The sequence below is a fragment of the Halomonas litopenaei genome (assembly GCF_017303055.1).
Lineage (GTDB): Bacteria > Pseudomonadota > Gammaproteobacteria > Pseudomonadales > Halomonadaceae > Halomonas > Halomonas litopenaei_A.
This window is the reverse complement of record NZ_JAEKJT010000011.1, coordinates 117138-129023: the sequence shown is the minus strand read 5'-3', so window position 1 is coordinate 129023 and position 11886 is coordinate 117138. Positions and strand designations below refer to the sequence as shown.

The window sequence follows — 11886 nt, the reverse complement described above, 5'->3', positions numbered from 1 at the left end:
ACGCCACCGCCATGGTGGGCAAACAATAGTGCGCAAGCGATCTCTGGTGATTCATGACAACCAACGAACCCTCTCGTACTCAGTGGCTTGGCCGCTGGGGCTTCGTTCTGGCCGCTACCGGCTCTGCCGTCGGTCTGGGCAATATCTGGAAGTTCCCCTACATGACCGGAGAGTATGGCGGAGGGGCCTTTGTACTGGTCTACCTGGCCTGCATCTTGTGCGTCGGCGTGCCCATCATGATGACCGAGATTGCGCTCGGACGTCGTGGTCGAGGTAGTCCCATCGATGCCATTCGGCGCGTTGTCACCGAGTCGGGCCGTAGCTCTGGCTGGTCGTTGCTGGGCTGGATGGCGATGCTCTGTGGCTTCATGATCCTGTCGTTTTATGTGGTCGTCGCGGGCTGGTCCTTTGCCTATTTGTGGAAGATGGTCTCCGGTGGCCTGGCCGGGTCCAGCGTCGACGATATGGCGGCGATTTTTGGTGCCAATAACGCCAATCCTTTCACTCTTGGCGCCTGGAGTACGTTGGTGACGGTCGCCACGATGGTGATTGTGGGCAAGGGCGTTCAGCAAGGCATCGAAAGAAGCGTGGGTTGGATGATGCCGGGGATGGTGGTCATGCTGCTGGTCATGATCATTTACGGCATGTTCTCCGGAGGTTTCGGTCAGGCCGTCAATTTCCTGTTTGCCTTCAATGCCTCCAGTCTGTCCAGCGAGGGCATGCTGGCGGCCATGGGCCATGCCTTTTTCACCCTGTCCCTGGCCTCCGGTGCCATTCTGACCTATGGCAGCTACCTGCCGCGTCGCGCCTCCATCGGCCGCACCACCCTGACGGTGGCGATTGCCGACACGCTGGTGGCGTTGATGGCTGGCCTGGCGATCTTTCCCGTCATCTTCGCCAATGGCATGGAGCCCAACAGCGGTCCGGGGCTGATCTTCATGAGCCTGCCGCTGGCCTTTCAGGCGATGCCACTCGGCACGCTCTTCGGCATCCTGTTCTTCATCATGCTGTCCATGGCCGCCCTGACATCGTCCATCTCCATGGTCGAGGCAACCGTGTCATGGCTTGCCGATAACAAGGGGGTCAGCCGTAAGGCTGCCGCCTGGGGGACCGGCATTGTGCTATGGGTGATCAGTACCTTGGCGATGCTCTCTTTCAACGTTGGCGCCGACTGGACGCTGGCAGGCAAGCACTTCTTTGACTGGCTTGACTACCTGACATCGCGACTGATGATGCCGCTGGGTGGTCTTGGCATGGCGCTGCTGGCTGGCTTCGTACTCAAGAGTCAGGCGGTGAAGGACGAGTTGAATCTGCCGGCCGGCATCTACGCGCTGTGGCTGTTCATGGTGCGTTACGTGAGCCCGCTGGCCATCCTGGTGATCTTTGTGGATGCGCTGGGTCTGGTGGCCGTGGACTTCGGTGCCCACTGGCTGTGGCTGGTACTGATTCTGCTGGTCCTGACCCTGGCCGGTGAACTGGTAAGCCCGAGGCTGCGTCGCAGCTTGCAGACCAGCGACTAGATCAACGCTCACACGTCGCAGCCATTTGCGGCATGAGCACAACACGCCGTGACGTGTCAGTCGTCGCGGCGTCTTTCGTTTTAAAGGGAGTAAGGGAATAAGAACTGGATGATTGATTCCATTATGGCATAATGGCGCCTTGTCGCCGTCCGTATGTTCTGACGTTGGAGTCGCATCCCATGAGTCACAATCCCTTGCCGAATCGAAGCCCGTTCCCGGCAGGCAGCGTCAGTCTGGTAGGGGCTGGGCCCGGCGATCCTGAATTGTTGACGCTGCGAGCATGGCGGCGGATCGGCGAGGCCGAGGTCGTCTTGCATGATCGTCTGGTGAGTCCGGAGATCCTCGAGCTGGTGCCGGAGACGGCTGAGCGCTACTACGTCGGCAAAGCGCGCTCGGATCACAGTCTGCCCCAGGAAGACATCAATCTGGCGCTGGTCAAGTGGGCCCGCGAGGGCAAGCGCGTGGTCAGGCTGAAGGGGGGCGATCCCTTTATCTTCGGGCGAGGCGGTGAGGAGCTTGAAACGCTGGTGGAGGCTGGGGTGACGGTGGAAGTGGTGCCCGGCATCACGGCGGCCTCCGGATGCAGCGCCTACGCAGGCATCCCGCTGACCCATCGTGACCATGCTCAGTCGGTGCGGTTTATCACCGGACATCTCAAGGAGGGCGGCTGCGAGCTGGATTGGCGGGCCCTCGCCAGCCCCGGGCAGACGCTGGTGTTCTACATGGGACTGGGCAGTCTTGAGCATATCAGCCATGGGCTTGGGGCAGCAGGACTGGCGTCTGACACGCCGGTAGCGCTGGTAGAGCAGGGCACTACCCAACGTCAGCGCGTCCATCTGACCTGTCTGGGTGATTTGCCGACATTGAATGATCGGGATATTATTCGTCCGCCCACCTTGATTATTGTTGGTAGCGTTGTGTCGCTGCACAAACAATTAGCCTGGTTCGATAATGCGCAAGCGGGGAGTAGTGGGTGGATGCATGGCAAGCATCCGTCGCCCCGGGAACGCTCGGATTGAGCGCGCGCCTTTGCTGGAGATGTCGCACCAGGCAACGAACCCCGCGCATCGCGGGCTAGCTGAGGTCAAGATGATGTTCTCCCATTTGCGTAAACGTCGACGCTTTGCGCGATCGATCCAGGCCGCCTGGGCGGCCGCTATCCTGCTGTCGATAACGTCACTGACCAGTGACCCGGCGATGGCCAGGGATGACGGCGATGTCGCCTCCCAGCGTGGCCAAGCGTCGTTCTACAGTGATCGGTTCCAGGGACGTCGCACGGCCAGTGGCGACACCTTCGACCAGCAAGCTCTTACCGCGGCCCATCGAAGCCTGCCTTTTGGTACCAAGGTATTGGTGACTCGACGGGATACGGGACAGAGTGTGGAAGTGGAGATCAATGATCGCGGCCCCTTCGTCAAGGGACGTGTGATAGATCTCTCCAAGCAGGCAGCTCGCCAGCTTGGCATGTTGAAACGCGGTACCGCGCCGGTCCTTTTGACCTACCTTCCCTGAGTGGTAACAGGGCGCTTTGGCCAGCAACGCCACAGCATCTCCCAGGGGTCACAAGCGCCGGCACGTCGTTGAAGTCGCTAAGTCGTCAAATGAGAAGGCCCGCCTGTTGGATATGTGTTCAACGGGCGGGCCTTCTTGCGTTTGTGCTGGTGACGCCAGTCTAGCGACCGTGGACTGGCTTGCCGGCGATCTGGTCGTGGAATTCTCTCTGCCAGCGGCTTAGCAGGGCTCGACGCTTGAGGTCATCCAGCGTGGCCAGCAGGCCGGGGCTGAGCGGCGTAGGACGCAGGCCTTCCGGCTGTGCGCGGCGCAATGCATTGGCGGTGCCTGGGCCATCGAGCTCCGGGTGCAACGCCCCCAGCTCGTTGGCCTCAGCGATCACGCGTTGTCCGTGGCTGCCCAACAGGTAATCGATGAAACGCCGTGCCGCTGAGGGGTGGGGGGCCTGGCGAGGGACAAAGGCCAGTCGCCGGATCACCAACGCGTAATCGTCGGGGATCACCATGCGCAGCGACGGGCTAGCGGCGACGCTTTCTCTGGCGTAGCTGCCGAGCACGTTGTAGCCGATGTCAAAGCGCCCGTCGGCCAGGCCATCCAGCATGCTGCTGGTGGTGTCCACCAGCTGGGTGTCGGCACGCCCAAGTGCCGCTACCAGATCCCAATAGCGGGGTGACAGGCGTGACTCCTCAATGGCATAGGTATAGCCGGCACCCGCGCTGACGGGGCTGTAGGTAACGACTCGCCCTTGCAGGGCGTCGGACTGTTCCACCAGCAGGCTGAGCAGGTCGGCATGGCTGTTGATTGGGCCAACGCGCTCTTCAAGGGCCCGACTGACAACCATGACGATGGGCTCGAACGTGAAGGCGAAGAGTTCGTGGCGCCATTTGGCGTCGCTGGGCCAGCGTCGCGTCGTGGGGGTTTCGATGCTTTGCGCGTGACCCGCGTTGACCAGCAGGTATTGCCACGGCATCGCGGAGGAAATCACCACGTCGGCCTCTGCGGGCGCATCGAGAAAACGCTGATGCACGTCCAGGGTGGAGAAGTTGCGGTAGGTAATGTCGTACTGCGGGTGACGCTGGTGGAAGTCCTCGAGCAGCGGCATGGCGTACGGAATGTCGAGTGCCGCGTGAATGATCAGGGGCACGCCTTCATCCGTCTTTGCTGCAAAATGCGCCTGCTCGTGAGGGGGCAGGGGCTGCTGGGGAGTCTCGTCCTGCTGCGCCATCGCCGAACTGACGACCCCCGCGAGGCCAAGCAGCAGCACGGCGCCCAGACGGCGCCAGGAGGATGAGGCGTAGCGGGACAGCGTCATGATAGCGAGTGCCTTGTCGTCACCGGTGGGTCGTCGGGCGTTACCGTGGCCTGGAATTCCATGCTCACGCTAAGGCCGGGAGAAGGTGCAGTGCCGCCATCGGCCAGGGTTAGCCTGGCACCATGGGTCCTGGCAATACCGTCCACAATCGCCAGGCCAAGGCCTGAGCCTTCGCCGGATTGCTGGCCGCGATGGAATGGGCGCAGCGCCAGTAGCCGCCGTTCGCTGGGGATGCCGGGGCCGTCGTCCACTACCGACAGGGTGGGGGGTGTATCGGTAACGACGATCGTGACGTGGCGAGCGCCATAGCGGCAGGCGTTGTCGATAAGGTTGGCCAGCGCCTCGCCTAGCTGCCAGTCCAGGGCGAGCACCGTGACCTCCCCTTCAGGGGCATCAAGGCCCAGGTCCACGCCGCTGCGCTGGCAGCGTTGCCAGTGGGTCATCACGGCCTCGCGGGCTACCTGCACCAGTCCTGTGGGCGTCAGTTGGGGCTGGTACTCAGGGTTGTCCAGGCGGGTCAGCGACAGCAGCTGCATGGCGAGTCGCGATGCGCCTTGGCTGGTGGCATGCATGGCGCTCAAGGCAGTCCGCCAGGCCTGCGGATCAGTCTGACGCAAGGCCAGCTCGGCGCGGGCGGAAAGGCCTGCAAGAGGGGTGCGCAGTTGGTGGGAGGCATCGCCGATGAACCGCTCCTGATTGGCCTTGACGCGGCGCATGCGAGCCAGCAGTTCGTTGACCGTGTCCCTCAACTCGGCCAGCTCCCGTGGCAACGCAAGCTCCAGGGGGGCCAGCGTGCGCGGGTCTCGGCTTCTGATCTGGCGTCGAAGCTTGGTCAGCGGTTCCAGGGCAAGGCGTATGGCAACGATCAGGGCGGCGACGGACAGCACTGCCACCGCCAGCAGGTAGGCCAGACTTTGGCGGAAGAGCTCCTGGCTGAGTGCGTCACGACCCTCCAGGGTGTGGGCGACCCGGATTTCATAGGGTTCTCTCAGGCGCCAATCCTCCAGGCGCGAGCGCCGCACGCCCAGACGCATTGGCATACCATTCCAGCTGATGTTGGCGTAGCCCATGTCGCTGGCACGACGACCGCTGAGATCGATGCCGGGTAGGTCAGCGTTGCCGGTGACGTGATCACCGCGGGCGTCCACCAGACGGTAGAACACCCGCTCATCATGTTGAGTGGCCAGCATCTCGAGAGCCGCTGGTGGTAGGTCGAGCCAGAGTCGGTCTTCCTGCCACTGGGCTTGCTCGGCGATGGCGAGGGTCGCGGCATCCAGCAGTCTGTCGAAGGCACGATCTGCCGTCTGGCGCGCATCGAGCCAGGCGCGCCAGAGCACCACGGTACCCACCAGCAACATGGGCAACAGCAGCCAGGTCAGCAGTCGGCTGTGCAGGGAATCGCCTCTCATGAGGCTTCCAGTAGATAGCCCAGTCCTCGCACGGTACGCAGCGTCACCTGGTGGCCGTGAAGTCGCTTGCGTAGACGATGCACGTACACCTCGACGGCGTTGTCGCCCAGCTCCTCATCGCCAAAGGCTTCATGGACCAGGGTCGCCTTGTCCACCGGCTGGCCTGCATGGCGCATCAGACAGCCCAGCAGTCGCTGCTCGCGCGGGGGCAGGGCGAGCGCCTCGTCGCCCAGGGTGAAACGCTGCGCCAGGCTGTCAAAACCGAGTTCTCCCACGGTCATCAGCCCAGATGGCGCTCTGCGTCGCAGCAGCGCGCGCACTCTGGCCTCCAGCTCTTCCAGCGAGAAAGGCTTGGCAAGGTAGTCGTCCGCGCCAAGATCCAGCCCGCGAACTCGGTCTTCGACGGCCCCGCGAGCCGTGAGTATCAGCACAGGCGTGACGGTATCATGTGCTCTCAGGGCTTCGAGTACGTCGAGTCCCCCGCGCCCGGGAAGATTGAGGTCAAGCAGGATCAATTCGTAGTCGTGCTGTCGTTTCAGCAGGGCGTAGGCCGTATCACCGTTGTCCAGGTGGTGGACGTCTTGGCCGCCGATGCCCAGTGCATCGACCAATGTCTCAGCCAGCAACCTGTCGTCTTCCACCAGCAGCAGCGTCATCAGTGTCTCCCGTCATGATCATGTCCCGCGGTCAGTGCCTTGACCGCCTGATCCAGCCTGAGTGTGGCCTGATCTTCATTCACACGCCCGTTGGGGCCGGATACGGCCAGCCACATGGCTGGCTGGTCCACCAGCTCGAGAGGACGGCAGACCATGATTCCCCCTGGCATCTCCGCGCACGGGTCGCTGGGGGATGGCGCAGGCCATTGATGGCCTGGCAATAGATCGTGACGCAGGCTGTGGTCGGGCCGCGCCGCCAATCGGCATTGGACGATGCCATCGATCATCTCGAGCAAGCTGGCGGTCTCGCCAAGCTCGAGGGATAGCTCGTCAAGCCAAGGTTGTACCTGAGCAGCGAGCTCACGGCTGGGGGCGTGTCTGCGGGCTAGTCGCACCGGCGCACTGCCGATCCGCCAACGACCATCGCTGCCACGTTGTGTGTAGTCGAAACGCTCAAGAGATGCCAGCAGTCGCAGCAGGGTGCTCTTGTAATAGCCCGTCGCCTCGGCGAGCTCTGCCAGGCTGAAACTCTCCTGGGGTGTATCGAAGACGTTCAGCACCGATAGGGCTCTTTCGACGGCTTCAACGCGATCCTGTGCCATGGCTGGGACATTCCTTTTGTGGCAATAACGCGATGCGTCTTGCATTCAACTTTGGTCGGAATTGTGCCTTTGCGCGTTGACCGCGGAACGGCACGGGCTTAGCTTTCCACCCAAGGGAACGGCATTCTGCCTTACAGAATTGTAAGCTAGGCGTCAGCTCCCAACAAGGACCTTTTTCAGACGTCATCCCGGCGTCAACCGTGACCAGATGTCATCAGCGGTGACATCGCTCACCCGACAACAACAGAGGGCTATCTCATGTCCATGAACACGCCAGTCAAATGGATTGCCATTGCTGCCATCACCGGCGCCGCCGGTTCTGCTGCTGCCTTTGAGCCAGAGGGCAAGGTGGAGTGTCTGGCGCCGGCGGATCCGGGTGGTGGCTGGGACTTCACCTGCCGCAGCGTCGGTACGGTGCTGGAGGAGCTGGATCTGGTGCCCCGTGGCGTCCAGACCGTCAACATGGCGGGCGCTGGCGGCGGTGTGGCTTACGCCCACACCGTGAGCAAGCGCGCAGGGGATGAGCAGCTGCTGGTGGCGGCATCGACCGCGACGACGACGCGTCTGGCCCAGGGCCAGTTCCCGGGCATGACCGCTGACATGGTCAACTGGGTCGGTGCGCTGGGTGCCGACTACGGCGTTATCGCGGTGAGTGCTGATAGCGAGTACCAGGACCTCAACGCCATCATGGACGCGCTGAAGGAAGATCCCCGCTCGGTCAAGTTTGCAGGCGGTAGCGCCAAGGGTGGCTGGGATCACCTCAAGGTGTTGATCGCGGCACAGGCAGCTGGCGTCGAGAGCCTGCCGCGCATTCCGTACCTGTCGTACAACAACGGTGGCGAAGCCATGACTCAGGTCGTCGGTGGCCACGTCGACGCCTTCACCGGTGACATTACCGAAGCCCAGGGCTTTATGGAGTCCGGTGACCTGCGCGTCGTGGCGGTGCTGTCCGATGAGCGGCTGCCGGGGGAATTCAGTGATATTCCGACCGCCAAGGAGCAGGGCATCGATGCGGTGGGCCCCAACTGGCGTGGCTTCTACATGCCGGCTGATATCTCCGACGACGCCAAGCAGTATTGGGTCGATGCCATGGACACCATTTACCAGAGCCAAGAGTGGAAGGACGTGATGGAAAGCAACGGCCTGATGCCTTTCCACATGAGCGCGGCGGAATTTGAAACCTTCGTCAAGGATCAGATCGCCGACATCAACCAGCTCTCCAAAGACATCGGACTGATTCAGCAATGAGCATGTTCAACGACCGCATCTTCGGGGTCTTGATGATCGTCCTGGCCGTCGCGTACGGCTGGGGCGCTTCCCAGTTTCCCGAGCCGTTTGGTGGGGCCGAAGCGGTCGGCCCCGAGACCTTTCCCTACCTGCTGGCGGTAGTGCTGGGTCTTTCCAGCCTTTATATGGTGGTGCGCCCTGACCCGGACAATGCCTGGCCGTGGAGTCGTACGGGTGTCGAGCTGATCATCGCACTGGTTGTGCTGGTACTTTACGCCGGCCTGCTGCAGCCGTTGGGCTTCATCCTGTCGACGTTGCTGGCGGTCGGTACCTTGTGCTGGCGCATGGGCGCGCGTCCCGGCAAGGCATACCTGGTGGGTGGCATCTCCGGTGTCGCGGTGTATCTGATCTTTAACTTTGCGCTGGACCTGCCCCTGCCTCTGGGCGTGCTGTCCTTCCTGGAGGTGGGCTGATGGAAACCCTTGGCTACCTGATCGATGGTTTTGGGGTCGCTCTCGCGCCTCATAACCTGATGTTTGCTCTGCTGGGTGCCTTTCTCGGTACCCTGATCGGGGCCCTGCCTGGACTTGGTCCGGCCAATGGCGTGGCGATCCTGATTCCGCTGGCGTTCACCCTTGGCTTGAAGCCGGAAACGGCCCTGATCATGCTGACCGCGGTATACGCCGGGGCCATGTATGGCGGGCGTATCTCATCGATCCTGTTGAATATTCCCGGTGACGAACCGGCCATGATGACCTGCCTCGATGGCTATCCCATGGCGCAGAAGGGCAAGGCGGCCGAGGCTCTGGCCATCTCTGCGGTGGCGTCCTTCATGGGCAGCCTGATCGCCACCGTGGGACTGATCCTGCTGGCGCCGGTGCTGGCCGACTTCGCTCTGACCTTCGGACCTGCGGAGTACTTCGCCCTGTTCCTGCTGGCCTTTGCGACCCTGGGCGGCATCACTGGCAAGAACCCGATGAAGACCGTCGTGGCAGCCTGTATCGGTCTGATGATTGCGACGATCGGTATCGATAACACCGGTGTTCAGCGCTACACCTTCGGCACCCTGGAGCTGTTCGAGGGCGTCGACTTCATCATCGCCATCGTTGGCCTGTTTGCCATCTCGGAACTGCTGTTCTTTATCGAGGACCGTGTCGGTAAAGGTCAGAAGCTTATCAAGGTCAATAAGCTCAAGCTGAGCTGGGCAGACATCAAGGGCATCATGCCCTCGAGCATTCGCGGCGGCATCCTGGGCTTCATCGCTGGCGTGCTGCCAGGTGCCGGTGCCTCGTTGGGCAGCTTTATCGGCTACACCCTCGAGAAGAAGGTGGTGGGCAAGAAGGGCTACTTCGGTGAGGGCGACCCGCGCGGTGTGGCAGGCCCTGAAGCCGGTAACAACGGGGCTTCCAGCGGCGCCCTGGTGCCGATGTTGACCCTCGGTGTGCCGGGAAGCGGCACCACTGCGGTACTGCTGGCGCTGCTGATTTCCCTGAACATCACCCCTGGTCCGCTGATGTTCACCCAGAACGCCGATATCGTCTGGGGCGTCATCGCCGCGCTGCTGATCGGTAACTTCCTGCTGCTGGTGCTGAACATCCCGCTGGTGGGCATCTTCGTGAAGCTGCTATCGGTGCCGCCGATGTACCTGCTGCCGATCGTGACCATGGTGGCCTTCGTGGGGATCTACTCGATTTCCAACACCACCTTCGATCTGTACTTCATGGTGGCCTTTGGGGTCGGTGGCTATGTCCTGCGCAAGCTCGAGATACCTTTGGTACCGGTCATCCTGGGCTTGCTGCTGGGTCCGGAAATGGAGAAGAACCTGCGTCATGCCATGGATATCTCTGACGGTGACTGGACGATCCTGTGGGACAGCGGTCTGGCCATCGGTCTGTGGCTGTTCGCCGGTATTGGCCTGATCCTGCCGTATATCGTGGGTCCCATCCTCAGAAAGCGGATGGCGGTCAAGACGGCCCATACCACGCCGGGCGATTGAAGGGCAGAAAGAAGACACCCCGGTAGTGCGTATTGGTCGATTGACGTTGTTGGGCACCCCTAAGGGGTGCCCTTTTTCGTTGTTGGCTAGGGAGCGGCGGAGCCCGTGGTTGCTGGCTTACCCCCCGCGCTGCGCTAGCCAGGCTGTTGCCAGCCAGCTCCCGGCCTGCTCTAGCTGTACCGGTGTAGATCCCGCGTAGCCAAGTACCAGCCCCGCCCTGGGTGATGCACAGAGATAGTGATCGGACAGTGCGGATAACGTAATGCCTGCCTCATGTGCACGACGTATCAGCTGTTGCTCCTGAGCCACCGAATCGAGATGGGCCACCAGGTGCATGCCTGATTGCCCCGATGACAGTGACAGGCCTGACGCCACGGCGGGGGCCAAGGCCTGTCGCAGGCAGGCCTGGCGTTCACGGTAGCAGCGCCGCATGCGGGCAACATGGCGAGAGAAGTGCCCCTCCTTGATAAAGTCGGCCAGCGCCGCCTGGGCCACATATTGTCCTTCCCGGTGCAGTCTCGCGTTGGCCCGTCGAAAGTCATCGAACAGCGGCTCCGGCAGGACCAGATAGCCAAGCCGCAGACCTGGGTAGAGCACCTTGCTGAAGGTTCCTACATAGATGACCGGGTCTCCTCCGGCGAGCCCCTGCAGTGATGCCAACGGAGGAGTGGTGTAGCGAAACTCGCTGTCATAGTCATCTTCGATGATGTAGGCGCCATGGCGTCGGGCGCACTCGAGCAGCGCCAGTCGCCGGGCCATGCTCATGGTCGCACCGCTGGGGTACTGATGGGACGGTGTTGCATAGATCAGGCGAGGGGGCTTGGCGCTGTCCGCCGCGTCAGTCTTTAGGCCCTCATCGTCCACCGGGATGGGCGTCAGCTCGAGTCCCGATGAGGCGAAGCACGCCTTGGCCCCCGCGTAGCCGGGGTCTTCGACCCAGGCCCGGTCGCCTGGGTCTGCCAACAGCCGTGTCACTAGCTCGAACGCTTGCTGAGCGCCCTGGGTGATCAGGATCTGATGTGGGTGGCAGCGCACCGAGCGTGACAACCGCAAGTAGTCGCACAATGCCTCCCGTAGCGGCCCGTGGCCACCTCCTGTGGCGTAGCCAAAGACATCGTCATCGGCACGGTGCTGGTGTCGCTTGAGCAAGCGTTGCCACAGCTCTCGGGGAAACTGGTCGATGGCCGGCATCCCGGGGGTAAAGGCCCGGCGCTGCCCGTCCATGGCACCGCAGCTGGCCAGCAGCTGTTGACCGCGGTTGGAGTAGGGGATGGCTGTCGGTTCTGAGGAGGGGAGGGAGGCGGCAACATCGACGTCTCGTGGCCAGGCGTCGTGCAGGTCGAGACGCGCCACGTAAAGGCCCGCTCCCGGTCGAGACACCACAAAACCCTCGGCGCTGAGCCGCTCCACCGCGGCCAGAACGGTGTTGCGTCCCATCCCCAGAGTTGAAGCCAGTCGGCGCGACGATGGCAAGGCGCAGCCCTGGGGGAGGTCTCCCTGGACGATCCAGTTGCGCAGTGCCATATACAGCCGATGAGAAAGCGTACCCTCCGCATCTGTGGCAAACGTCAGTGCCAGGGCCTCGATAACCCACGAGGCATGGGACGATGAGTGGCTCACTGGTTCCCTCAATTTATTCGTAACTGGTGCTT

The 11886-nt window shown here is 62.4% G+C and carries 11 protein-coding genes; 6 read left to right on the top strand and 5 right to left on the bottom strand.

All coding sequences use genetic code 11. From position 1 onward, the window contains the following. Positions 1-53 precede the first annotated feature (53 nt). The 3 genes from JF545_RS19070 (at position 54) to JF545_RS19060 (ending at position 3032) form a co-directional block, all read left to right on the top strand. Positions 54-1520, top strand: coding sequence for a sodium-dependent transporter (locus tag JF545_RS19070; RefSeq protein WP_206944695.1), 1467 nt, complete (start codon positions 54-56; stop codon positions 1518-1520). 179 nt (positions 1521-1699) lie between these two features. Beyond that, on the top strand, positions 1700-2539 hold the full coding sequence (cobA, locus tag JF545_RS19065; RefSeq protein WP_206944694.1) for a uroporphyrinogen-III C-methyltransferase: 840 nt from the start codon (positions 1700-1702) through the stop codon (positions 2537-2539). Between the two features lie 178 nt (positions 2540-2717). Next, positions 2718-3032, top strand: a complete 315-nt coding sequence (locus JF545_RS19060) for a septal ring lytic transglycosylase RlpA family protein (RefSeq protein WP_224852091.1) — start codon at positions 2718-2720, stop codon at positions 3030-3032. 160 nt (positions 3033-3192) lie between these two features. Here the strand turns inward: JF545_RS19060 and JF545_RS19055 are convergent, their stop codons facing one another. The 4 genes from JF545_RS19055 to JF545_RS19040 are packed head-to-tail and all read right to left on the bottom strand — an operon-like array spanning position 3193 to position 7011. Continuing rightward, a complete protein-coding gene (locus tag JF545_RS19055) occupies positions 3193-4344 on the bottom strand; it encodes an ABC transporter substrate-binding protein (RefSeq protein ID WP_224907520.1) in 1152 nt (383 codons plus the stop codon). After that, positions 4341-5753, bottom strand: coding sequence for a sensor histidine kinase (locus JF545_RS19050; RefSeq protein WP_206944693.1), 1413 nt, complete (start codon positions 5751-5753; stop codon positions 4341-4343). The genes JF545_RS19055 and JF545_RS19050 overlap by 4 nt, the downstream gene beginning before the upstream one ends. After that, positions 5750-6409 carry a response regulator transcription factor gene (locus JF545_RS19045; RefSeq protein WP_206944692.1) on the bottom strand — a complete coding sequence of 220 codons (660 nt, stop codon included), beginning with the start codon at positions 6407-6409 and terminating at the stop codon, positions 5750-5752. The genes JF545_RS19050 and JF545_RS19045 overlap by 4 nt, the downstream gene beginning before the upstream one ends. Continuing rightward, positions 6409-7011, bottom strand: a complete 603-nt coding sequence (locus JF545_RS19040) for a helix-turn-helix domain-containing protein (protein ID WP_206944691.1) — start codon at positions 7009-7011, stop codon at positions 6409-6411. The genes JF545_RS19045 and JF545_RS19040 overlap by 1 nt, the downstream gene beginning before the upstream one ends. Before the next feature lie 258 nt (positions 7012-7269). Between JF545_RS19040 and JF545_RS19035 the strand changes: the two genes are divergently transcribed. Genes JF545_RS19035 through JF545_RS19025 form a run of 3 tightly spaced genes read left to right on the top strand, consistent with a single transcriptional unit; the run spans position 7270 to position 10234 of the window. Further along, positions 7270-8259, top strand: a complete 990-nt coding sequence (locus JF545_RS19035) for a Bug family tripartite tricarboxylate transporter substrate binding protein (RefSeq protein ID WP_206944689.1) — start codon at positions 7270-7272, stop codon at positions 8257-8259. After that, complete coding sequence (locus JF545_RS19030) at positions 8256-8711, top strand: tripartite tricarboxylate transporter TctB family protein (protein ID WP_206944686.1); 456 nt, start codon at positions 8256-8258, stop codon at positions 8709-8711. The genes JF545_RS19035 and JF545_RS19030 overlap by 4 nt, the downstream gene beginning before the upstream one ends. After that, on the top strand, positions 8711-10234 hold the full coding sequence (locus JF545_RS19025) for a tripartite tricarboxylate transporter permease (RefSeq protein WP_206944684.1): 1524 nt from the start codon (positions 8711-8713) through the stop codon (positions 10232-10234). Before JF545_RS19030 ends, JF545_RS19025 begins: the two co-directional genes overlap by 1 nt. A 117-nt stretch (positions 10235-10351) precedes the next feature. On the opposite strand, the gene JF545_RS19020 is transcribed toward JF545_RS19025, so the two are convergent. Continuing rightward, on the bottom strand, positions 10352-11854 hold the full coding sequence (locus tag JF545_RS19020) for a PLP-dependent aminotransferase family protein (protein ID WP_206944681.1): 1503 nt from the start codon (positions 11852-11854) through the stop codon (positions 10352-10354). Positions 11855-11886: the final 32 nt, after the last annotated feature.